The 24,300-nt window shown below is 55.3% G+C and carries 17 protein-coding genes, 1 tRNA gene and 1 pseudogene; 6 read left to right on the forward strand and 13 right to left on the reverse strand.

Annotated elements, in window-relative coordinates; genetic code table 11:
* Nucleotides 1-14 precede the first annotated feature (14 nt).
* Nucleotides 15-91 (forward strand) — tRNA-Met (locus L462_RS09205).
* Between the two features lie 88 nt (nucleotides 92-179).
* Here the strand turns inward: L462_RS09205 and amiC are convergent.
* The gene (gene amiC, locus L462_RS09200; RefSeq protein WP_020883787.1) at nucleotides 180-1,433 is read right to left on the reverse strand and encodes an N-acetylmuramoyl-L-alanine amidase AmiC; all 1,254 of its coding nucleotides are present in this window, start codon (nucleotides 1,431-1,433) and stop codon (nucleotides 180-182) included.
* 227 nt (nucleotides 1,434-1,660) lie between these two features.
* Here amiC and argA point away from each other — a divergent pair, with 227 nt between their 5' ends.
* Nucleotides 1,661-2,992, forward strand: a complete 1,332-nt coding sequence (argA, locus tag L462_RS09195) for an amino-acid N-acetyltransferase (RefSeq protein ID WP_020883786.1) — start codon at nucleotides 1,661-1,663, stop codon at nucleotides 2,990-2,992.
* Between the two features lie 34 nt (nucleotides 2,993-3,026).
* Here the strand turns inward: argA and recD are convergent, their stop codons facing one another.
* From recD to rppH, 12 genes are all read right to left on the reverse strand, one after another.
* Nucleotides 3,027-4,847, reverse strand: coding sequence for an exodeoxyribonuclease V subunit alpha (recD, locus tag L462_RS09190; protein WP_032678884.1), 1,821 nt, complete (start codon nucleotides 4,845-4,847; stop codon nucleotides 3,027-3,029).
* Nucleotides 4,844-8,386 carry an exodeoxyribonuclease V subunit beta gene (gene recB, locus L462_RS09185; protein ID WP_032678885.1) on the reverse strand — a complete coding sequence of 1,181 codons (3,543 nt, stop codon included), beginning with the start codon at nucleotides 8,384-8,386 and terminating at the stop codon, nucleotides 4,844-4,846. Before recB ends, recD begins: the two co-directional genes overlap by 4 nt.
* Nucleotides 8,383-11,265: a pitrilysin gene (gene ptrA / locus L462_RS09180; protein ID WP_032678886.1), complete on the reverse strand. Its 2,883-nt coding sequence runs from the start codon at nucleotides 11,263-11,265 to the stop codon at nucleotides 8,383-8,385. Before ptrA ends, recB begins: the two co-directional genes overlap by 4 nt.
* A gap of 139 nt (nucleotides 11,266-11,404) precedes the next feature.
* Nucleotides 11,405-14,779 (reverse strand): exodeoxyribonuclease V subunit gamma, encoded by a 3,375-nt coding sequence (gene recC / locus L462_RS09175; RefSeq protein WP_032678887.1) that lies wholly within the window; start codon nucleotides 14,777-14,779, stop codon nucleotides 11,405-11,407.
* Nucleotides 14,780-14,791: 12 nt separating this feature from the next.
* The gene (locus L462_RS09170) at nucleotides 14,792-15,115 is read right to left on the reverse strand and encodes a prepilin-type N-terminal cleavage/methylation domain-containing protein (RefSeq protein WP_014171443.1); all 324 of its coding nucleotides are present in this window, start codon (nucleotides 15,113-15,115) and stop codon (nucleotides 14,792-14,794) included.
* Nucleotides 15,100-15,501, reverse strand: a complete 402-nt coding sequence (locus L462_RS09165) for a DUF2509 family protein (RefSeq protein WP_032678889.1) — start codon at nucleotides 15,499-15,501, stop codon at nucleotides 15,100-15,102. The genes L462_RS09170 and L462_RS09165 overlap by 16 nt, the downstream gene beginning before the upstream one ends.
* Entirely contained in the window at nucleotides 15,498-16,058 is a 561-nt protein-coding gene (locus L462_RS09160; RefSeq protein WP_025203343.1) for a prepilin peptidase-dependent protein, read from the reverse strand. The genes L462_RS09165 and L462_RS09160 overlap by 4 nt, the downstream gene beginning before the upstream one ends.
* Nucleotides 16,049-16,513 carry a prepilin peptidase-dependent protein gene (locus L462_RS09155; RefSeq protein WP_020883779.1) on the reverse strand — a complete coding sequence of 155 codons (465 nt, stop codon included), beginning with the start codon at nucleotides 16,511-16,513 and terminating at the stop codon, nucleotides 16,049-16,051. The genes L462_RS09160 and L462_RS09155 overlap by 10 nt, the downstream gene beginning before the upstream one ends.
* Before the next feature lie 184 nt (nucleotides 16,514-16,697).
* Nucleotides 16,698-17,492, reverse strand: a complete 795-nt coding sequence (thyA, locus tag L462_RS09150) for a thymidylate synthase (protein ID WP_032678890.1) — start codon at nucleotides 17,490-17,492, stop codon at nucleotides 16,698-16,700.
* A gap of 6 nt (nucleotides 17,493-17,498) precedes the next feature.
* Nucleotides 17,499-18,374, reverse strand: coding sequence for a prolipoprotein diacylglyceryl transferase (lgt, locus tag L462_RS09145; RefSeq protein ID WP_014171449.1), 876 nt, complete (start codon nucleotides 18,372-18,374; stop codon nucleotides 17,499-17,501).
* Between the two features lie 213 nt (nucleotides 18,375-18,587).
* Nucleotides 18,588-20,834: a phosphoenolpyruvate--protein phosphotransferase gene (gene ptsP, locus L462_RS09140; RefSeq protein WP_014171450.1), complete on the reverse strand. Its 2,247-nt coding sequence runs from the start codon at nucleotides 20,832-20,834 to the stop codon at nucleotides 18,588-18,590.
* A 12-nt stretch (nucleotides 20,835-20,846) separates the two neighbouring features.
* Nucleotides 20,847-21,377 (reverse strand): RNA pyrophosphohydrolase, encoded by a 531-nt coding sequence (rppH, locus tag L462_RS09135; RefSeq protein WP_013098553.1) that lies wholly within the window; start codon nucleotides 21,375-21,377, stop codon nucleotides 20,847-20,849.
* Between the two features lie 463 nt (nucleotides 21,378-21,840).
* Between rppH and L462_RS25585 the strand changes: the two are divergent.
* From L462_RS25585 to L462_RS09120, 4 genes and pseudogenes are all read left to right on the forward strand, one after another.
* Nucleotides 21,841-21,906 (forward strand): annotated as a pseudogene (locus L462_RS25585) (hypothetical protein); the annotation flags it as partial.
* Between the two features lie 154 nt (nucleotides 21,907-22,060).
* Nucleotides 22,061-22,753, forward strand: coding sequence for a DNA mismatch repair endonuclease MutH (gene mutH, locus L462_RS09130; RefSeq protein ID WP_032678891.1), 693 nt, complete (start codon nucleotides 22,061-22,063; stop codon nucleotides 22,751-22,753).
* Between the two features lie 128 nt (nucleotides 22,754-22,881).
* Nucleotides 22,882-23,100: a YgdI/YgdR family lipoprotein gene (locus L462_RS09125; protein ID WP_020883776.1), complete on the forward strand. Its 219-nt coding sequence runs from the start codon at nucleotides 22,882-22,884 to the stop codon at nucleotides 23,098-23,100.
* 132 nt (nucleotides 23,101-23,232) lie between these two features.
* Entirely contained in the window at nucleotides 23,233-24,273 is a 1,041-nt protein-coding gene (locus L462_RS09120; protein WP_032678892.1) for an NADP(H)-dependent aldo-keto reductase, read from the forward strand.
* The last annotated feature ends 27 nt before the right edge of the window (nucleotides 24,274-24,300 follow it).

Raw genomic sequence — 24,300 nt, forward strand, 5'->3', positions numbered from 1 at the left:
AGTAGAAAGACGGACGCGGGGTGGAGCAGCCTGGTAGCTCGTCGGGCTCATAACCCGAAGGTCGTCGGTTCAAATCCGGCCCCCGCAACCAACACTTCTAAAAACAATAAACACCCTTCAGGGTGTTTTTTTGTATCTGCGGTGTGTGAAACTGCCGGGCGTTTACCCGGCGCACTCAACTACCCAAGCCTTGCCAGCGTCGCCCCATCTGAGAAATACGCCCGGATCCCTGCCAGAATCGACTCTGCCACTTCCTGCTGGAATTTTGCCGTCCTGAGCTTACGCTCTTCTTCCACGTTACTGATAAACGCGGTCTCGACCAGAATCGACGGAATATCCGGGGCCTTCAGCACCGCGAACCCGGCCTGTTCAACGCTGTTTTTGTGCAGCTTATTAACATTGCCTAGCTTGCCCAGCACCGCTTTACCAAATTTCAGGCTGTCGGTGATGGTCAACGACTGCACCATATCAAACATGGTGTGGTCGACATAGCGGTCGCCACTTTTGCTCACGCCGCCAATCAGGTCCGAGGCGTTCTGAGAGTCAGCCAGGAATCTTGCGGCGGTGCTGGTTGCCCCTTTAGTCGAGAGCGCAAACACCGACGAACCGCTCGGCTGACGGCTGGTAAACGCATCGGCATGAATCGAGACAAACAAGTCTGCACGCTGCTTCTGGGCTTTCGCCACGCGGACTTTCAGTGGAATAAAGACATCTTCGTTTCGCGTCATATAGGCGCGCATATTGCCTTCTTTATCGATCAGCGCCTTCAGCCGGCGGGCGATTTGCAGCACCACATCTTTTTCCCGGGTACGATATTTCCCCACTGCGCCCGAGTCTTCGCCGCCATGGCCAGGATCAAGCATGATCACAATCGGGCGATCGCGCCCTGCTTTTCCGGGCTGCGGACCGCTCTGGGCCGGTGGCACCTGCTTCTCCAGGTTGCCCTGGTTGTAGTCTTCCAGTAATGCCAGCAGCGGATCCTGAATATCCGTCGCATTCGCCGGATAGAGATCCATGACCAGACGCTCTTTGAACGTCGCAACAGGTGCCAGGGCAAACAGCTGCGGTTTAACGTTTTGCTTCAGCTCAAACACCATGCGCACGGTTTGCGGATCAAACTGACCCACGCGCGCCGATTTGATAAACGGATCGTCGCCGCGGATCTGCGCCGCCATTCCCTTAAGCACAGAGTTGAGGTTAACACCTTCGAGATCCACCACCACACGCTCAGGATTGCTGAGAGCAAATTGCTTATATTTCAGCACCCGATTGGATTCTACCGTGACGCGTGTATAGGTCGACGACGGCCAGACACGCACCGCCACCACCTGACTGGTGGCGGCAAGACCCACCTGGCTGACGCTAAGCAACCACATCGCCCCTGCCCCTTTTAACAACCGGCGGCGGCTTATTGCTGAATTGGATCCCGACATGCTTCTCCCGAGCAAGAAAAGTGATTGATTTACAAAATCGCTAAATTGACCGAAAACTTTAACGAATGACGCATAAACTGTCATCTATAAAAGGGTAAACATTCATACGCTAACGCACGGATTACTTATCAATTTCTGTGGGTCGCAGAAAATTTAGGCTTGCACACACGGCCACAATCGAATAAAAATACAGAAATTACGAATAAACATTCATTAAGGGTTGTGTCATGGTGAAGGAACGTAGAACCGAACTGGTCCAGGGATTCCGCCATTCTGTTCCCTATATCAACGCCCATCGGGGAAAAACGTTTGTCATCATGCTCGGCGGCGAAGCCATTGAGCATGAAAACTTTTCCAGCATCGTCAATGACATTGGCCTGCTGCACAGCCTCGGGATCCGCCTGGTTGTGGTGTATGGCGCGCGCCCGCAGATTGATGCCAACCTGGCCGCGCATCACCACGAGCCGATTTACCATAAACATACCCGCGTCACGGATGCGAAAACCCTTGAGCTGGTGAAACAGGCGGCGGGTCTGCTGCAGCTGGATATCACCGCTCGCCTGTCGATGAGCCTTAACAACACACCGCTGCAGGGCGCGCACATCAACGTTGTGAGCGGCAATTTTATCATCGCTCAGCCTCTCGGCGTGGACGATGGCGTGGACTATTGCCATAGCGGACGTATTCGTCGTATCGATGAAGAGGCCATTCACCGCCAGTTGGACAGCGGTGCCATCGTGCTGATGGGGCCTGTAGCGGTGTCCGTGACCGGTGAAAGCTTTAACCTCACCTCAGAAGAGATTGCCACTCAGTTGGCCATCAAGCTGAAGGCGGAGAAAATGATTGGGTTTTGCTCTTCCCAGGGCGTCGTGAATGATGAAGGGGTGATTGTGCCAGAGCTCTTCCCGAATGAGGCCCAGGCTCGCGTGGAAGCGCTGGAAGCCGAAGGGGATTACCACTCGGGTACCGTACGTTTTTTGCGCGGTGCCGTGAAGGCCTGCCGCAGCGGCGTACGTCGTAGCCACCTGATCAGCTATCAGGAAGACGGTGCCCTGCTGCAGGAACTGTTCTCCCGCGATGGTATCGGCACCCAGATTGTGATGGAGAGCGCGGAGCAGATCCGTCGCGCCACCATCAATGATATCGGCGGAATTCTGGAGCTGATTCGCCCACTGGAACAGCAGGGCATTCTGGTTCGGCGCTCCCGCGAACAGCTGGAGATGGAGATCGACAAATTCACCATTATTCAGCGCGATAACCTGACCATTGCCTGCGCCGCCCTCTATCCGTTCCCGGAAGAGCAGATCGGAGAAATGGCCTGCGTGGCGGTGCATCCTGACTACCGGAGCTCTTCACGGGGTGAAATGCTGCTTGAGCGCGTGGCGGCTCAGGCGCGTCAGATGGGGCTGAACAAGCTGTTCGTGCTGACTACGCGCAGCATTCACTGGTTCCAGGAGCGCGGATTTACACCGGTGGACATTGAATCACTGCCGGAGAGTAAGAAAGAGATGTACAACTATCAGCGCCGGTCAAAAGTGCTGATGGCCGATCTGGGATAATACGAAGCCCTCACCACCCGGTGGGGGCTATCGCTTAAAGGGCTTCAAATATCGCGCTCAGGCCGCTTCGACGTTCCGTGCGGGTGGCAATCGCCTGTAGCAGCACACGTTCATCAGCATACAGCGACAGGCGCTGACGCGCGCGCGTAATGGCGGTATAAATCAGCTCGCGGGTAATGACGGGCGAAAGCTGTGTCGGCAGGATCAGCGCCGCATGGTTGAACTCGGAGCCCTGAGACTTATGCACCGTCATTGCCCAGGCCGTTTCATGTTCAGGCAGACGGCTGGGCTGAACGGACTTCACGCTTCCATCCGGCATCTGGAACCAGACGCGCAGCCCCAGTCCACGATCGAGGGCAATCCCGATATCCCCGTTAAACAACCCCAGCGCGCTATCGTTGCGGGCGATCATCACCGGGCGTCCCTCATACCAGCGCGAGTGCGGGGTGCGGTGGATTTTGCGTTTCTGGCCCAGCAGCTGTTCGAACCTGTCGTTCAGACCGCTTACGCCAAATGGCCCTTCCCTCAGTGCGCACAGTAGCTGATACTCGCCAAAGGCGGCGAGCGCCTGTGCGGGCGTGCATTGCTGTTGTACACCCGTCAGGAAATGCTGATACCCCTGCAGGGCGTCATCAAGCATCGCCTGATACTCTTCCCCGGTTTGCAGCGATTTTTTCTCGATATCGGTGAATTGACCGTCAAATACCGCACAGGTCATCTGCCGGTCGCCTCTGTTCACAGCCGAAGCCAGCTGACCGATGCCCGAGTCGCTGCCGAAACGGTAGCTTTTTTGCAGCAGGCACAGGCTGTCGCGCAGCGCCCCCGCCAGGGAATGGTTTTCACTGGCGAGCGAACAGCCGGTCAGACGGGACAGCTCCTCAGCGCGTTCAGCGGTATATCCCAGGCTTGCATAAGTGCAGATATCTCCCAGCACCGCCCCGGCTTCCACCGAGGCAAGCTGGTCGCGATCGCCCAGGAAAATGACGCGGGCGTGCGCTGGCAGAGCATCAATCAACCGCGCCATCATCGTCAGGTCGATCATCGACGCCTCATCCACCACCAGCACATCCAGGTGCAACGGGTTACCGGCGTGATAGCGCAGACGCTGGCTTCCCGGCTGAGCGCCCAGCAGCCGGTGCAGCGTGCTGGCTTCGTTTGGGAAAAGGGCAAGCTGCTCCCCGGTGAGTGGCAACTTCTGCAGCGCACCACCTAACGACTCGGTCAGGCGCGCCGCCGCTTTGCCGGTAGGGGCCGCCAGACGAATACGGCACTTTTGCTCACCTGATAACTGAATCAGGGCGGCAAGCAGTTTGGCCACGGTGGTGGTTTTACCGGTTCCCGGGCCGCCAGAGATGACGGAGATCCGCCGTGTTAAGGCCACGGCCGCCGCCACTTTCTGCCAGTCTGTCGCCTCAACAGAGGTAAACAAGGTATCCAGCGTTTGCCGCAGTTGGTCTTCATCGCAGGGAAGAGGCGCATTGGTCTCGCTGAAAAAACGCGCGACCGCCAGTTCATTACGCCACAGTCGGTTGAGATACAAACGATCGCCCGTCAGGATCATGGGGGTCTGGCTATCGGCTGCGCTGACGGCAGGCGAACGGTGCAACACCGTCGGCCAGTCCACGGATTCTCCCAGCAGAGCAAAGCAGGACTGCAGGGTCGCGGGCATTTTCTCATCCATCGCCAGACGCGAAAGCGGCAGGCAAACATGCCCTTCCCCTGCGTCTTTACTCAGGATGGCAGCGGCGAGCATCACGGCAGGCTCATCACCTGACACCATCATGGCGAACTGTACGTCCAGGTGGCGCAGTAGTCGCTGTTCTACCGCTTCCAGCAACAATTCCTGCATCGTCATGCCACTTCCTCCGTGTTTGCTGCAAATAAGTTATCCATTTTCTCAATCAGTGCCGCATGCGGGCGTGTGCTAAAGATACCTGAACGCGGGTCAGCCGCATCCACACCGCGCAGGAAAAGGTAAATCACCCCACCAAAGTGCTCTTCGTAACGGTAGTCAGCAATGCGATGGCGCAGATAACGATGCAGCGCCAGAGTGTAGAGCTGGTACTGCAGATCGTAGCGATGCATTTGCATGGCGGATGCCATCGCCTGCTGGGTGTAGGCTTCGCTGTTCTCACCCAGCCAGTTTGATTTGTAATCCAGCAGGTAGTAGCGCCCTTCGTGACGGAAAACCAGGTCGATAAAGCCTTTTAACATCCCCTGCACCTGGCGGAAGTTCAGCGGCGGGCAACCGGCAGACAACGGGTCATACTCGCGGATCACCGCATCAAGCGCGTCAGCCCGCAGCGGGCTGACGATGGGAAGGTAAAACTCCATCTCCACCTGTTTATCTTTGGCGGTCAACTGGCTGAGAGAGAGGCCCTCTGCCGTGAGCGGGGCGTGCAGAATAGCGCGGATCCACTCGGTGAGGACCGGCTGCCATTGTGCATCATAGCCCCCACTCTGTAACATCTTCAGGACCCATTCGTCAGAGACAGGCTGGGTAAAATCCAGCTCTTCAAACAGGCTATGCAAAAAGGTTCCCGGTGACGCGCCGCGTGGAAATTGATGCGGCGTAAGCGCAGGCTCAACCGGTACGCTACCGGCTCCGGCGGCATCAATATCCAGCTTTGGCATCAGGTCCTGCGCAATGCTCTGCCCGTGCTGCTGTAACCCGGAGTAGCTGGTAACGCGCCAGTCGTCGGCAATGGTACGCAGAATCTGCCGGGCTTCCAGTTCAGATTCCCGCCAGTCCGGCATCTGCCAGCGGCTGTTATCGGGTGGCGACGGAATGTGCAGGGCAACATGCTCGCCGCACAGCGACTCGATGCACTGGCGCAGCCCGGCAGCATCTTTGGGCTCGCCGAGCTGAATGAGTCGCCCCAGCGCGCTCAGGTGGAAATCGCTCTCCCCCGACTTGTCGCCACGACGGCGGAACAGCGGCGCCACGCCCAGGCTGCAGTGCCAGACCGAACGGGTCAATGCCACGTAGAGCAGGCGTAAATCTTCCGCCAGACGTTCGGCCTCGGCCAGCTCAACGCTGGACTCCGCTTTACTGAGATCGAGCACCGCGTCGAACGACTCGCGATCGTGGTAAAAGGCCTGATCCTGCACACGGTAATTGGCGATAAACGGCAGCCAGACCAGCGGATACTCCAGGCCTTTCGACTTGTGAATCGTGACGATTTGTACCAGATGTTTATCACTCTCAAGACGCATCTGCTGGCTGGAGGCGTTGCTGTTTGGGTCGGCAATCTGTTGCGCCAGCCAGCGCACCAGAGCATGTTCGCTTTCAAGTTGCGTGCCCGCCTCCTGCAACAGCTCACTGATATGTAAAATGTCGGTCAGACGGCGTTCACCGCCTGCTGTCGCGAGCATATTCTCCGCAAGGTGTCGCTTCGCCATGAGCTCGCGCACCATCGCCATCACACCGCGCTTCTGCCATCGCTCACGGTAGTGAACGAACTCTTCGACGACCGCATCCCATGCGGCTTCGTCATTATTGAGTGCATCAATGTCACGGGCGTTCAGACCGAGCATGGCGCTGGCTAGTGCACTGCGAAGCGTACTTTCGCGCTCCGGGGACAGCACGGCCTGAAGCAGCCACAACATCTCCTGTGCTTCCAGGGTTTCAAAAACGCTGTCACGGTTTGAGAGGTACACGGACGGGATGTTCAGCAGGGTAAGCGCATCGCGGATCAGCGACGCCTCCTGACGACTGCGCACCAGCACCGTGATATCAGACGCCTTCACAGGGGCTGACTCATTTTCCTTCCACAACAGCGCCTCGCCACGCGCACCAGCGCTGAGCCAGTCACGGATCTGCGCGGCACAATGCTGGGCCATGGCATTTTGATAGTCCGCGACGCCACAGCCTTCACCGTCCAGCAGCCAGAAGTTCATGGCGGGCTGCGTCACCCCGTTGAATTCGAAACGCAGCGAGCTGTTTTTTGCGGCAAACTTTACCGGCTGAAAGGGGATCTCACGGAACATAAACGCCGTATCCATGCGGCTAAACAGCGCATTGACGCTTTGCACCATGCCCGGGGAAGAGCGCCAGTTGGTATCCAGCGTATAATGCGCCTCTACCTCACTGCGGGCCTTCATGTAGGTGAAAATATCCGCACCGCGGAAGGCGTAAATGGCCTGTTTCGGATCGCCGATTAACAACAGCGCGGTGTCGGGCTGTTGTCGCCAGATGCGGCGGAAAATACGGTACTGCTGAGGATCCGTATCCTGAAATTCGTCAATCATGGCTACCGGGAAGCGGGTGCGGATCGCGCAGGCAAGGGCTTCGCCGTTTTCACTGCACAGCGCCGCATCAAGGCGGCTCAGCATATCGTCAAAACCCAGTTCGCCACGGCGACGTTTCTCACGTGATACGGCTTCGCGAATTTCCGTCATGGCGCGGGTGATCATCAGGTCATTGAGCGTGAGTGGCTCAGCGAGCAGCGATTCAATCGCAACAAACAGGGGATGCTCAGGCACAATGCCGTCGGCTTTAGTCCGCTCAATCAAAAAACGCTGCGAGAATTTCTCCAGTGCGTCCGGAAGCTGATAACCGCGCGTCTCTTCCTGCGCCCAGGCGCTGACCTTCTCGATCCATTTACTCTGGTTGCCGCGGTTAAATTTACGTCTGTCGATCCCGGAGTTTTCGATGATCGCCTCAATCTCACCGACAGACTCATTCCATTTTTGCTTGAGCGCAGCAATTTTTCCGACAATCTTTTCATGACGTGAAGCCAGCGTTTCGTCTGCAGGCGGCGGAGATTTGATAACCGGCGCTTCGCCCTGAAGATAACGGTCGATAGCGCGAAGAAGCTCTTCGGGACTTTTCCACAACGCATGGACCGCTTCAGCGATATCGCGCGATAAAGGGTAACAGTGGCGACGCCAGAAATCCGCACAGGCCTGATAGCGAAGCACAGATTCATCTTCAATGAGCTGCTGTTCAAACAGCATTCCGGATTCAAACGCATTCAGGCTCAGCATGCGCTGACAAAAACCATGAATGGTGAAAACGGACGCTTCGTCCATCTGCCGTTCCGCCAACAGCAGCCACTGGGCGGCCTGTTGCTTATCTGCAATCTCTTCAAGAAGGCTGGCGTAGAGAGGGTTATCCGTGGTCTGGCGCAGGCAGGCGATGCGCAGCTCATGAATATTGGCACGAATACGACCGCGCAGCTCAGCGGTAGCGGCCTCGGTGAAGGTGACCACCAGCAGCTCTTCCACGCTTAACGGACGTGGAAAAGCGGCGTTACCACCAAGCCCTAACAGAAGACGCAGATAGAGCGCGGCAATGGTGAAGGTTTTTCCCGTTCCCGCTGAGGCTTCAATCAATCGTTCACCCTGTAGAGGTAAACGTAAGGGATTAAGGGGCTCAGCGGTATCGGTCATTCTTTCTTACTCCAGGGCATAGATTGCTGCAGCGCGCTGACGCTCTTCCAGATCGTCCAGCCTTTCGGGTTAACGTAGTCCGTTTTCCCGTTCTGACTACCGGAAACCTGCGACAGAATCGCCATTCCCTGCGGTTTAACCACCGCCTGGTGGAAGAAATCAGCAACCTTCTGCGGCGTCAGCTGTTTTATCTCGGCCACTACTTTATCACGCGAATCAAATTTCAGATTACCGCGATCAAAATCTTTGCTCAGTTGTGATGCTTCTTCACCCAGCGTCTGCGGCGGCTGCATCACCTGCGCGATGACGGCCTGCTGAATCTGAGCAAACTCCTCCGGCTTCATCGCCCGCAGCTTCGCTTCCGCCTGTGGGAAGAATGCCTGATAACGCTGCCAGAGATAAGCAGGCTGTTTATCACTGCTTTGCAGCAGGAAGCCCAGCCCCCACTGGCGACCCACGTTCATGGAGAAGGCAAAGACCGCGTAACCAAGCTGCTCTTCTGTACGCAGTTGGTTGTAGAACCACGGCTGAATAATCTGCCCCAGCACCGCACTCTGCGCGGTACTGGTGAATTCATCATAACCCGTGGGTACAAACACAGCAGCCAGGGCTGAATCCGTGCTGTTACCCGCCTTTTCAAAAATCACATTCTGTTTTTTCTCAACCAGTACGTCCTGGTTGCGGCACCACTCGTCACCTTTCGAACCAAGCTGCGTACGGACATTTTCTGCCAGTGTTTTGGCCTGTACGTCACTCATGTTTCCGACGATAAGGAACTCCGGACGCGTGTTCGTTTTCAGCGCATCACGATACGCCAGCACATCTTTTAAGGTGATAGAGGGCAGTAGCGCCCGGCGATCTTCGCGCTGGAAATAGGGAATTTGCGAAAGCATTTGCGTCGGCATGAGCGCCAGGTCATACGCTTTACCCTTCTCGGCAGAATCCATCATCTGCGCATACCAGGATTTGGCCTGCTCAAGTTGCTCTTCCGTCGGGGTATAGTTGAAATAACCTTCCAGTAACGCCTGGAACAGCTGCGGCAGACGCTGGGTGTAGCCGTTGGCATTGACCATCAGACCGTTATTGGCGTTGGTCGAGAAGCTTATCCCGCCGACGGCCGCCTGATTGCTAAGCTGATCGAGTGCGATACCGGCAAGATAGTCATTGAGCGCAAACATCACCTGATTTTTAGCGCTGTTCATTGCTTTTGGGTTACGCAGAACCACGCTCACATCGGCTTTCGGTTCACTCGCGAAATAGCGGCTTGGCGTATACACCACGCGCAGCGTCGGCTCATCAACGATAAGTTCCGGGTGCGGATAGGCTTTCGTGGTTTTAATCAGCGAGAAATCATCCGGAATGTAGGGGTTCAGCTCCGGCAATTTAAGCGCGATCTCACCGGCCTTTTTCTGCCAGTCGGCGAAGGTCTGGTCACTGATTTTATCCACCTGGTAAGGGGCATCGACAAAATAGGCCATTTTGTTATGCGGTTCGTTCGGGCTGATATACCAGACGCGGGCATTCTGCGGCGTCATCATCGCCAGGCGGGCTTTTACCGCGTCGGCGTCATACTGGTCGGCAATATTGACCGCGTCGAGGGTATGTTCCACCGGCACACGGATCATGGTATCCGCCAGCCACTCAACGTAATCCATGTCGCGGGTAATGGACGGATAACGGAAATCGAGATCCAGCACGTGCGCCAGTTCATCAAAGTAACGTTTATCGACGCCTTTATCGCGCAGCAAAGAGAGGTAGCTGAAGATAGCCGCCACGACGTCATCACGGTGAGCCAGACCTTTGTCAGTCAGGGTGGCGGAGATCGCCAGCACGCCGCTGTTGCCGTTCACAACCGGATCGGAGTCGGCACGGATACCTTCCACCAGCCCTTGTTTTTGCAGCCAGTCAGAAAGTGTTCCCGGGCTACGGTTGCCAATCAGGTAGGTGACCAGTTCATCGGTTTTGCTGCGAAACTGCGCCGTATTGTTATCAATGCGGAACTCAACGCGTAACACTTTACGCGGCAGTGCAGGAACGTAGTGGATAACGATCCCTTTTTGCGCGTCCGTGACCACAGGAACGTTTATCTGCGGCAGGTCGATATTTTTATTCGGTACCCGGCCAAACGTCTGTGCCGCCATGCTTGCCAGCTCAGGCAACGGTTTGTTGCTGTAGATGACCGCTTTCATCAGATTGGCGGAGTAGTATTTATCGCGAAAGGCATGCAGGGCATCCAGCACCGGGCTGTTCGGTTTATCGCTCAGCGTCTCCAGGTTACCACCGGAAAAACGCGATCCCGGGTGCGCCGGGTTAATGGTTTCTGCACTCACCTGCGCCATGCGCATCCCGTCTCGCGTACGGGCAAGGGTCAGTTCAGCATTAACGGCATTGCGCTCGCGGTCAGCGTATTTTTTATCCAGCAGGGGAGCCGCGATAGAATCCGCCAGACGATCCACTGCACCTCCCAGCGCATCATTCTCAACTTCGAGATAGAAGGCTGTACGGTACGGCGCCGTGCTGGCGTTGTGGCTGCCGCCATGCATTTTGAGAAATTCGGACAGGCTATCTGGCTGTGGGTATTTTTTGGAACCCATAAGCGTCATATGTTCCAGATAGTGTGCAAGCCCAGGGTGGGCTTCCGGATCTTCCAGCGACCCAACCGGCACCACCAGTGCCGACAGGGATTTTACCGCCTGCGGATCGGAAACCAGCAGCACAGTCATCCCGTTATCAAGGCGAATAGCCTGATACTGACGGGTATCTTTTTCGCTCTTACGGATAGTTTCCTGAATGGGTTGCCAACCGGAGCCTGCCTGAGTGAAAGGTGCCCAAAGGGCGACAAACAAAACAAACGCTTTGAACAAGGTGCTGCCTGGCATTACGACCTCTTTATCACGGCTACATCATTAACAAACTGCGTGCTGGACTCACCAACATCTCTTTCTTTGGGTACATCAGTCCGTGATAAGAAGTGCATCATAAATGAACACCCCATGCTGCGCAATTTTTATACAGCACTCAGGACTGATTAAATTTGAACAACGGTAACAGGTAGCGTTGTGCTTCTTCCGTGATAGCCTCGAAGTATTCAGGCTCAAGCGTTCGCCATAAACGTTGATACCAAACATCCTCACCTTCGCCGCGCACCATCATGTTACCTTCATACGCCAGCATGAATTTACTCCGTGCTTTCTGCAGTGAAGCGTCATCCGTTAACATGGCATCATTCTGTGCGTCATAACAAGCTTTTATCCAGGCGCCACCGCTCTCGGGCAGTAGCAGGAGCGGTTTATTCATTCCCCGCAGGTAGCCTTCAACGTACAAGGATAAATAACGTAACGCCTGCTCTGCGTCCATCGGCGGAAAGCGCCATTCGCCCTCTTTGCGGACAAAAATACGGCTTTCGCCTTTATGGCCGCCAGCACTGTAGACAAGATGTTCGAGCCAGAGTTGCAAACCTTGTGAAACGCTAAGCATGGAAGGACGCCAGCGCAGGAGCCCATCCGGCTGTACCTGAGTTAGCCAGCCCGTGAGCTGCACACCCTGGCAGTTGAGATCGATTTCAAGACTTGTTCCGGGTTGCCGGCATTCCCTCACGCGTTCTGCCAGAGCTTCCATCTCCTGGCGCTGCGCCTCCCAGACAATTTCTCCGAACGCCCCGTAGGGTAACTGCCCCGCAGCACGGTAGCGGCGGTAAAGCTTGTCGGCATCTTCCTCTTCAACCAGCGCGTTCAGCAGCTGCAGGTTTAACTGATAACGCTCCAGCCCTTCCAGCGTAAACGGCTCTGCATCAGGAATTTCACTCTCTTCAGAACGGAAATTGACCTGCAACCGTTGCTGGAAGAAAGCGCGTACCGGATGCCCCCAAAACCGCTGAAGCTGTTCAAAGGTCAGGGTGTCTATCGGGCGAGGATCAAGCTCCTGAATGAAATCGGTATGCGCTCTCCCCTCTTTTTTCGCCGCAGGCAGCCATTCGTGGGCATAGCTCTGATGATCGCTGACCATGTAGTTCACCGGGTCAAACGGCATGCGGCTATGGAAGCGGGTGATATGCGCCTTCACTCGCTGCGCGCTTTCATCACAGTTACGGGCTTCATCCCCCGCCAGATAGTGGCTCTGCCCGATATAATCCACCAGTTCCTGCACCAGAACAGAAGGAAAGCGCTCGCTGTTGTCCTGGATAGAGCGGCCGATATAGCTGATATACAGCTGACGTTGAGCCGAAATGAGCGCCTCAAGGAAGAGATAGCGGTCATCGTCACGACGGCTACGATCGCCCCGCTTTGGATTCGCACTCATCAGATCAAAACCCAGCGGCGCCAGGGCTCGTGGGTATATACCGTCATTCATTCCGAGCAGGCACACCACTTTGAACGGGATAGAACGCATTGGCATCAGGGTGCAAATATTGATTGGGCCTGCCAGGAAACGCTGGCTAATTCGCTCCTGATCGAGCCGTTGCGTCAGCTCATCGCGCAGCAATGACAACGGGATAGCCTCGTTATAGTGGGAACTCACGCCCTCTTCGACGATTGCCTGCCACTGCGTTTCAATGAGCGCCATAGCGGCTTCGGTATCACTGTCCGGCAGGAAGAAATCATTGAGCAACGCCCTGCATATCGGGAGCCACGCATCCAGTGGACGCGGCTGCATCAACTCGAGCCGCCAGCGGTTAAGTTGCATCAGCAGGGAAGCTAAATGACCGACCAGCTCAGCGATCAACCCGCTGGACTCATCGTAGGGCAGGACTTCATTCCACTCGCCCTGGCTGCTTTCCATCGCATAGCCCAGCAGCATACGCGTCAGGCCAAACCGCCAGGTGTGCTGGCCGGTAGGAGGAAGCTCGAACGCCTGAACGTTGTCATCATCAATGCCCCAGCGTACGCCGGACTCGTTAACCCACTGACGAAGGTAACGCAGCCCCTCTTCATTAATATTGAAACGTGCGGCCAGGACTGGGACATCCAGTAATGCCAGGACATCTTCGGAGATAAACCGGCTATCCGGTAATGAAAGCAAAGTAATAAAGGCCTGCAAGGCCGGATGAGACTGGCGGGCCCGTCGGTCAGAAATGGCGTACGGCAGGTAGCGTTCACCCGTCGCACTCCCAAAAACAGCCTGAATAAAGGGACTGTAACTGTCGATATCCGCCACCATCACCACAATGTCACGTGGCGTCAGCTCAGGATCGTCCTGCAACATCGCCAGCAGTTGATCGTGAAGGACTTCAACCTCGCGCTGCGGGCTGTGGCAAACGTGGATCGTGACGCTGCGATCGTCGCCATCCAGCTTGCGCTTACTGTCGCTGCGTTCAAATTCTTTCGCCGTAACGCCCATGACGGCGCGGTTTTCGAGATCCAGAATGTCGAGCTGGATATTATGCAGCAGGCTATCCGGAGCGATCTCGACGAAGGCATCCACATCCCCTTCGCCTGACGACGTGATGTCTGAGAGCATATGAATGTAGTCACGGCCCAGCTTTCCCCAAGAGGCAAGCAGCGGGTTCGGCAGATTTTGAATGCCGTGCTCATCAAATAGCTGTGCGGCAGACGCGCTGTCTTTAAACAGTGGCACGGTACGCTCTTCAAACAGGCGTCGTCTCTGGCGAGACACCAGCCGCGAAAGCCAGCGTTCATCCTGAATGTCGCCCCAGTACTGGCGACACGGATTGGTAAAGAGGATATGTATGTCGATGTGTTTACCCAGCGCACTCAGCGCCTGCAAATACACCGGTGGCAGCGCCGAGATGCCGCAGATAAACACGCGAGAGGGCAGCCGGGCTGGTCGCTCAGCGCTGTTTTCCAGTATGGAGATAAACCGCTGGTAGAGGTTTGCACGGTGCCACTTCGGCTGGCCAAGTTTCTCAGTGTGTTCCACCAGCGCTTTCCAGAGCGGCGCCTGCCAGACTTGCGCCTCCGGTAACCCGTCGACCCGCTCGCCCGCTTCCCAGCGAGTCAGCCATTCCGGGCGATACACCAGATACTGGTCATAGAGATCGGCGGTGCGCGATGCCAGCTGGAACAGCTTGCGTTTATCGGTGTCGTCATTGAGGTAGTGGCGCAGCATGACGAATTCATCATGCTGCAGCATGTCCGGCAGCAATGCCATCAGCTTCCAGCTCATGCTTTGCTTGTTGAAGGCACTCTGCTCCGGGATATCCGGCAACACGCGGACAAACATCTCCCAGATAAAACTCGCGGGCAGCGGGAAATCGATATTTGCGGCAATGCCGAATTTACGCGAAAGTGACATCTGCAGCCACTGTGCCATACCGGTGCTCTGCACCAGCACCATTTCTGGCTCAAAAGGATCGTCAAGCCGCTCGCGCTCAACGATAAATTCCATCAGCGCTTCCAGCACATCCAGACGATTTGAGTGGTAGACCCTTAACATAGACGCTCCCGACTACTGGCTAACCGGGCAATGCAGACGCGTCATCTCGCCGCGCCGCCCCAGAGGAGAAATAAGTGTAACCGTGATGCTGACACATCCAGAGAGTGTTGTCTGCCCCCGACTGACCTGCCAGCCTGCCGGGAGAGCAATTGTTGAAAGCTGAGACTGATTCCAGGCATGGTGCCAGAGCTGACGATACTGATTAAACATGGAGAACCGCGTCGCCAGTGCCCGCTGATAACCCGACAGTGCCGTGACAATCATCACCAGCAGCATCATCGCCAGTAATACCTCAACCATGCTAAAGCCTTTTTCTCTGCTCACGGCAGCTGGCATAACGCACTCTCCTTAAGCGGACAAAAATCACTCCAGCCGTGTGGCGAGAAATGGATCTTACCATCGATGATTTCGCCTCTGCGCCATAGCTGCAGGTCATCACTCCCGGCGATAAGCAGCACACGCGCTTCATTCAGTAGCCGCAGGCAAACTCGCCACGCCGATACCTTTTTGCACTGGATCTCAGGCTCAGATAACCAGCTCTGAACGCGTCCCCATTCAAGCGCTGACTGCACGGATGCCTGCTGTTGAACCGAGCGGCTCTCACCGCCCACCAGTGCGCTAAACGTGGCCAGCTGCTGATTGAGGCCGGTGAGGATCAGCGTGCCCAACACCAGTAAAAGTAACACCAGCGCCAGCGAGGACATCCCACGCTGCCGGTTCACAGGTTGTACCCCGTGACGCCATAAAAAGCCTGACAGGGGGCCCCCTGCTCGCCCTGACGAAGGGCGGTCATTTCAATATTCAGCTGGGGGGCAAACCCCGCATGCTCAACTTGACTCACCACAAAGTGCTGGATGAGAAGCCTGTTGGGGTCAGTGAGTTTCTCCCATCCTTTACCCTCACACGAGGTCGCCCCATGCAGGGTCTCCAGTGCACCTGATTCCAGACGAAAACCTGTGCTGTCGTTTTCCGAAGACGAGCTATCCCAGTTACCGTTACTGTTTGCATCCCACCGTACAATGACACAGCGACCTTGCCTGCCGATCGTCAGTCCCTGCCCCGCACAGTTTCCGGCGCAATACCCCGCACGCTGAAGCTGTTTGCCGAGGGAAAAAAGGCGTTGCCACACCTCCTCCTCAAGCTCCCGCTGACCGGACTGCTGTAAAACAGCCCGCTGCAAGCCCGGTAAAAAGCGCGAGGCGCTTATCAGTAAAAGACTGCTGATCGCCGTGGCAATCAGAACTTCCATCAGTGAGAAACCCTGCTGGTTTAGGGACATGAACCTTCTCCTGTGACATTGCACATCCTGATTCGCCCTCCATTCGAGACAATGACGAGCCATTCTCCTGCACGACTTTGCAGGCGTATTCGCCCTGCCCATGCCGTATCCCTGAGTCCATAGAAGCCAAATAACGGCGTTATTTCACTTACCGTGACCTCCGGCCACAGGGGAATAAATACAAACGGACTGCCCTTATCACAGCCCTGCACGAATGCGCTCATCAGACAGGTGACGCCCCTGTCGCGCCGCAGTGTGACCTGGTGGTCACGGTTGTGCCGGTTTGCGTCATTGCGCAGAAATGCCAGGTAATCGCGCACCTGCCCGGCGGTTTGCCAGAGCCGTTGCTGCCGTTGCCAGTTGTCCCAGCCGTATAGCCCGGAGGCGCTGAGAATGACCACCAGCGAGATAGCCACCAGGGTTTCGATAAGCGTAAAACCGTTCTCTTTTTTCATGCCGGGAGTGTGGCGAAATGGCCTGGAATTGACGAGCAACGGAGGAGCGTTTTACGAGCCCTTATCAAGGAAAGTTAAGCGGTTGCAGTGTGTTGCATACGTTCTGGATAACGCGTCGGAAAGCGGGAAGAAGGCGAAAAAAAACCGGCGCTAAACAGCACCGGTTATGTCACGATTGACGGCCTCAGATAGCGACGGGCGCTTTGATGCCTGGATGAGGGTCATAACCCTCAATCTCAAAATCGTCAAAGCGGTAATCAAAAATGGATTCCGGTTTGCGTTTGATAATCAACTTAGGCAAGGCGCGCGGTTCGCGGGTCAACTGGAGATGCGTCTGTTCCATATGGTTGCTGTAGAGATGGGTATCCCCACCGGTCCAGACGAAATCGCCCACGTCCAGATCGCACTGCTGCGCCATCATATGCACTAACAGCGCATAGCTGGCAATGTTGAACGGCAGGCCGAGGAACACGTCGCAGGAGCGCTGATAGAGCTGGCAGGAGAGCTTGCCGTCTGCCACATAAAACTGGAAGAACGCATGGCACGGTGCCAGCGCCATTTTATCCAGCTCGCCGACGTTCCAGGCGGAAACGATAATACGGCGCGAGTCCGGATCGTTTTTCAGCTGGTTCATCACGGTGGTGATCTGGTCAATATGGCGGCCATCCGGCGTAGGCCATGCGCGCCACTGCTTACCGTACACCGGGCCCAGGTTGCCGTTTTGATCTGCCCATTCGTCCCAGATAGAGACGTTGTTTTCATGCAGATACGCAACGTTGGTATCGCCTTGCAGGAACCAAAGCAGTTCATGAATGATCGAGCGCAGGTGGCAGCGCTTTGTCGTTACCAGCGGAAAACCTTCCTGCAGATTGAAGCGCATCTGGTGGCCAAAAATGGAGAGCGTGCCGGTACCGGTACGGTCATTTTTCGGCGTGCCCTCATCGAGCACTTTTTTCATCAGTTCAAGATACTGTTTCATGGTTCCTCAGGAAAGTTGTTGCTGTGGACGACGACGATACGCCCAAATCATCATAATGACACCCGCGACAATCATCGGAATGGAGAGGATCTGCCCCATGCTGATGTACTGTACCCATTCGCCGGTGAACTGTGCATCCGGCTGGCGGAAGAACTCGACGATGATACGGAATGCACCGTAGCCAATCAGGAACAGACCGGAGACAGACCCCATCGGACGCGGTTTACGGATAAACAGATTCAGGATGATAAACAGCACCACACCTTCCAGCGCCAGCTCGTAAAGCTGAGACATGTGGCGCGGCAGAACACCGTAAGTATCGAACAGGGATTGCCACTCAGGATGAGACGGCAGCAGCGCCATGTCCTCTGCACGCGAGCCCGGGAATAGCATGGTAAAGGAGACACTCGGGTCGACACGCCCCCAGAGCTCACCATTGATAAAGTTGCCCAGACGTCCTGCTCCCAGACCAAACGGGATCAGTGGCGCGATAAAATCTGACACCTGGAAGAAGTTGCGTTTGGTGCGTTTGGCAAAAATCACCATCACCAGGATCACACCAATCAGCCCGCCGTGGAAGGACATGCCGCCATCCCAGACGCGGAACAGGTAGAGTGGATCGTTCAGGAATACCGGGAGGTTATAGAACAGAACATAGCCAATACGGCCGCCCAGGAACACGCCAAGGAAGCCTGCATACAGCAGGTTCTCGACTTCGTTTTTGGTCCAGCCACTGCCGGGACGACTGGCGCGACGGCCAGCAAGCCACATGGCAAAAATGAAGCCGACCAGGTACATCAGACCGTACCAGTGAAGCGAAACAGGTCCTATTGAGAAAATGACCGGATCAAATTCCGGAAAATGCAGATAACCACTGTTCATCTGTCACCACAAGATGTTGTTATTCCGCTGAAAGTGGACAGCGGTAGAAATGCGATTCTGCTGTTAGCAGAGGCTCCAAAGTTGCGAATCATAGCATAAGGCGGACGCGGAGGATGCGCCAGAGATGTAAAAGATGTGTATAGAGGAGGGTGTTATATCCTCACCGCCGCCCTGTCACAAAGGACGAGGACGGAGTAAGGGGAAAAGTACGTATTAGCGACCGCCGCGAATCAGGCCGCCCATACCGCGTCGTTCCATGAAAGCAGCCACCTGATGACGCACTTCGGCGGCCAGTTGCGCTTCAAGACTGCGTTCAGCCAGCTCGCGGGCATCCTCAATATCGATATGCCGCAGCAGGTACTTCACGCGGGCAACCGCACGGCCGTTCATGGAGAGGTGGCGGTATCCCAGCCCAATCAGGATTGCAACGCACATCGAATCTCCGGCCATTTCACCACACAGGCGCAAATCAATATCGTGCTGTTCGGCTTCTCGCGCGATCATCGCTAACGCCCGGATCATCGCAGGGTGCAGGCTGTCATAGATGCTGGCAACACGCGTGTTGTTACGGTCGACGGCCAGAATATACTGCGTCAGGTCATTGGTACCGACCGAGATAAAGTCGACACGGTTAGCCAGCTGCGGCAGCATAAAGACCATTGACGGCACTTCAAGCATCACCCCAATTCGTGGTTTGGGGATCGCATAGCCAATCATCTCTTCGACTTCACGACCGGCACGCTCAATCAGACGCCGCGCCTCGTCAATCTCATCAATGCTGGTGACCATCGGCAGTAAAATGCTGAGGTTACCCGTCGCCGCATTCGCGCGCAGCATGGCACGCACCTGGATCAGGAAGATCTCAGGCTGATCGAGCGTAATGCGTATCCCACGCCAGCCCAGGCACGGGTTTTCTTCACTGATCGGCATGTACGGCAGCTGTTTATCTGCCCCGACATCAAGGGTGCGCAGGGTGACCGGTTTGTCGTTAAACATCTGCAGCATGCCCTGATACTGCGCGACCTGCTCCTCTTCAGAGGGAAAGCCACTTTGCAACATGAACGGGATTTCGGTGCGGTATAAGCCGATACCGTCGATGCGGCTGCCAAGCTTCTCTTCATGCTCGGGGCTTAAACCTGCGTTGAGCATGACTTTGATTCGCTCGCCGCTTTTGAGCTGCGCGGGCAGATTAACGTCATCCTCTGCCAGCTTGCTTAATTCATTCTCTTCGCTGATAAGGCGCTGGTATTCCTGAAGCAGAACCGGCTCAGGATCAACCAACAGCTCACCGCGATAACCGTCGACCACCAGGGTGCGTCGGTGCAGCACCGATGGCTGGATATCCGCCCCCATAACGGTGGGAATTCCCAGCGCGCGCACCATAATGGCCGCGTGCGAGTTCGCCGCGCCATCGCGTACCACCACGCCCGCCAGGCGGTCATGAGGCAGTTCAGCCAGCGTTGTCGCGGAGAGTTCATCGGCAACCAGCACAAAACGTTTTGGCCAGGCATTCGCGCCCTGAATAGTGTCATCAAGATGGAACAGTAAACGCTGCCCCAGGGCGCGTAAATCACCGGCCCGCTCTTTCAGGTAACCGTCGGTCAGTGCCGCAAACTGCTCGGCAAATTTTTCGATGACCTTTTTAACCGCCCACTCCGCAACCGCACCTTTGTCGACTTCGTCAAAAAGCTCGCGGCGCAGACGTGCATCGGAGAGAAGGTGCGAGTAGAGGTCAAAAATGGCCGCCGTCTCTTTTTGCGCACCAGCGGCAAAGCGCTTGCTGTAGCGACGAAACTCATTCGACGCCTCTTCCAGTGCGGCGGTGAGACGCTCGCGCTCAAGCGCTTCATCAAGCGTTGAGGCTTCGTACACTTGCTCCATCAACGGCAGGGTGGCATCCATCCAGCCTTCGGCGATAGCGACGCCCGGCGACGCCGGAAGCGCGCGAATACGCGTATGGCGGTACTGACCAAACAGTGCCGTCAACTGGGACTGGGAGAGGATCGCGGCCATCTGCGTGGCCAGCGTGACGAGGAAAGACTCTTCGCTTTCATCGTACTGACGCAACTCACGCTGCTGTACCACCAGCACACCAAGCAGTTGACGGCGCTGAATAATCGGCACGCCCAGGAAGGCGCGGAAACGATCTTCTTTTACGGAGGGGATATATTTAAAGCTGGGGTGTTTTTGCGCGTCGGCAAGGTTGATAGGTTCGGCGAGTCGCCCAACCAGACCAACGATACCTTCATCAAACGCGAGCGTTACGGTGCGTCCACGTGGCTTTTTCAAACCACGGGTCGCCATCAGGTAATAGCAACGCCGATCATGGTCGGCCAGATACACCGAACAGACTTCGGTCTCCATCGCAAGACAGATGTCGGTAACCAGAATGTTCAGCGCCTCATTCAGACGCGGCGCACTGGCCACCTTCTCGACTATTTCTCGCAAGCGGGTGAGCATGATTTGCGTAGCTTAACCTCTTTTACGTCGCCAGGCAGGTGCGCTCTGCGGCTTAGGCGGGATCTCCTGAAGCTGCATGACAACACTTGCGAACTCTTTCATCACCCTACGGTAAACATCGCGTTTAAATGACACGACCTGACGAACAGGATACCAATAGCTCACCCAACGCCAGCCATCAAACTCCGGCGTACTGCTGGTTTGCATATTGATATCTGAATCGTTGCCCACCAACTGCAGTAGAAACCATTTTTGTTTCTGGCCGATACAAACCGGCTTTGTGTCCCAACGCACCAAACGTTTCGGTAACTTGTAACGCAACCAGTTGCGGGTCGAAGCCAGGATGCGAACATCTTTTCGGCTTAAACCAACCTCTTCAAACAGCTCCCGGTACATCGCTTGTTCTGGGGACTCTCCCGGGTTGATCCCGCCTTGCGGGAACTGCCAGGAGTGCTGACCATATCGACGGGCCCACATCACCTGGCCCTGACGATTACAAATTACTATTCCTACGTTCGGGCGGTAGCCATCGTCATCAATCACCGGACTACCCCAAACTAAACCTTATATATGAATGATTGTTTCACACTACAGGGAGGCGGTAAACCACTCTCTTACAGGGCTGCAACCTAATAACATTTGAATAACTCACAAATACAGGCAGAGTTATAAACAGATGAGCGGCTCTGAGGGGAATTTTATTCACCTTTTCTGTGGATATAGTTGTGAAGAAGTGTCTGATTACCGATGAACAACCTCAGCCGCCGTCAATCCCTCTCCATTACCGAAAGAAAATAAAATCATTATTTTCATAAAGTTAATCACAATAAAACCAACCCACACTGCTTAAGCGTGACGATCGTCACATCAGGGATCGTTGTGCTGATGAAAGATCGAACAGCGTCGGTTTTATCCACAGATTGTGCCAATAAGTTAGGCACAATTTGTTTGAAAATTGGATTTTCGTCGCACGTCAAGGCTGTAAATTGAAACAGTAGTCAGGGTTATGCCCAGTTATCCCACTTTTCTGTGGATAACATGGTGTAAGATCCTGTTCATTGTCAGTGACCAGAATTGAACAACCGAATTTTTGTCCTTTGCCATCCATTTTTAGCGTGCTAAAAAAACCTATAAATCATACACATGGCATATTCGTACAGAAAAAGTTAAACTCTATCCACAGGGGACAATTTCTTAGTGTATTTTTTAATCAAAAGGTTACCTTCATGCATTCGCTTTTACCCTTGCTTTCACCGCCGTCCAGCGAAACCCAGTTGCTACAGCAGGCGCAGCGTCTGGCTGGCTTTTCGCTTGGCGAGCTGGCAGCAATGGCTGGCCTGCCGATCCCTCAGGATCTGAAGCGGGATAAAGGCTGGATCGGCATGCTGCTGGAGCTGTGGCTGGGTGCAAGCGCAGGGAGTAAACCGGAGCAGGATTTCGCCGCCCTGGGTGTAGAGTTAAAAACCATTCCCATCGATAGCCTTGGGAAGCCCCTGGAAACGACATTTGTCTGCGTTGCACCGTTAACCGGGAATACCGGTGTGACGTGGGAAACCAGTCACGTTCGGCATAAACTGAAGCGCGTGCTTTGGGTCCCCGTAGAAGGAGAACGTCAGATCCCGCTGGCTGAACGCCGGGTTGGCGCACCGCTGCTGTGGAGTCCGGATGAAGATGAAGAGCATCAGCTGCGTCTGGACTGGGAAGAGCTGATGGATATGATTGTCCTCGGTCAGGTTGAGCGCATCACCGCCCGACACGGAGAGGTGTTACAGCTGAGGCCAAAGGCGGCGAACAGTAAAGCGCTCACGGAAGCAATCGGTGCCCGGGGCGAGCCGATACTGACATTGCCACGCGGTTTTTATCTCAAAAAGAACTTTACCGGGGCGCTCCTTGCTCGCCATTTCTTACTCAAAACGTAGTTTTTTACTTATTTTGAGAGCTCTCAAACATAATCACCTGGTTTTTAAGATTTTACCGCTTCCTCCTGTCGAAATATCGGGTTATTACTACACTATGATTTGATACGAGCCAGGTGAGGACGATAACGATGAAAAAATGGGCAGTGTTAATTTCAGCAGTCGGATTAGCGTTTGCAGTATCGGGCTGTAGCAGCGATTACGTGATGGCGACAAAAGATGGCCGGATGATCCTGACAGACGGCAAGCCGGAAGTCGATGATGACACCGGTCTGGTCAGCTACCGCGATCAGTCCGGGAATAAAATGCAGATCAATCGCGACGAAGTCTCGCAAATTATCGAGCGATAAACAGAGAGAGGTCAGTACCTTGCTGGCCTTTTTGATTTTTTTCTTCCCCTTTTGCTTCCCCTCTGCCATGTTTATATTCCTTTGTCGGGAGGTTCCTGACGCGGTCTACATGTCTATTGAAGGAAGCCGGCTATGCATTATCACCGTATCCCCCACAGCTCTCTGGAGATAAGCCAACTGGGGTTGGGCACGATGACATTTGGTGAACAAAACAGCGAAGCCGATGCCCATGCACAACTCGATTATGCCGTCAGCCAGGGCATTAACCTGATTGATGTCGCAGAGATGTACCCTGTTCCTCCACGCCCGGAAACGCAGGGGCTTACCGAAACCTACGTCGGCAACTGGCTGGCAAAACGCGGCAACCGCGAGAAACTGGTTGTCGCCTCGAAAGTCAGCGGCCCTGCGCGTAACAGCGATGCCGGGATCCGCCCAAACCAGATCCTCGATCGCAAGAATATCCGTGCCGCGCTGGATGCCAGCCTGAAACGCCTGCAAACCGATTATCTTGATCTCTACCAGGTACACTGGCCGCAGCGTCCAACCAACTGCTTTGGTAAGCTCGGCTACAGCTGGAACGAAAGCGCTCCCGCCGTTACGCTGCTTGAAACGCTGGAAGCGCTGACCGAATGCCAGCGAGCGGGCAAAATCCGCTACATCGGCGTGTCTAACGAAACGGCTTTTGGCGTTATGCGCTACCTGCACCTGGCTGATAAACACGATCTGCCGCGCATTGTCACCATCCAGAACCCCTACAGCCTGCTCAACCGCAGTTACGAAGTGGGTCTGGCCGAAGTGACGCAATATGAAGAGGTTGAGCTGTTCGCCTATTCCTGCCTGGGCTTTGGTACGCTGACGGGTAAATACCTGAACGGCGCGAAGCCAGCCGGCGCGCGTAATACGCTCTTCAGCCGCTTTACCCGCTATAGCGGCGAGCAGACGCAGAAAGCCGTCGCGGCCTACGTTGATATTGCGAAGCGTCACGGGCTCGATCCTGCCCGGATGGCACTGGCCTTCGTACGCCGTCAGCCGTTTGTGGCCAGCACCCTGCTGGGCGCAACGACGATGGAACAGTTGAAAACCAACATTGAGAGTTTCCATCTGGACCTTAGCGAGGATGTGCTGGCGGAGATTGAAGCGGTGCATCAGGTTTATACCTATCCGGCACCGTAAAAAAACAAAACGGCAACCTCTGTTGCC

It is taken from the genome of Enterobacter sp. BIDMC 26 (genome assembly GCF_000534435.1).
In the GTDB taxonomy this organism is placed as follows: Bacteria; Pseudomonadota; Gammaproteobacteria; order Enterobacterales; family Enterobacteriaceae; genus Enterobacter; species Enterobacter ludwigii.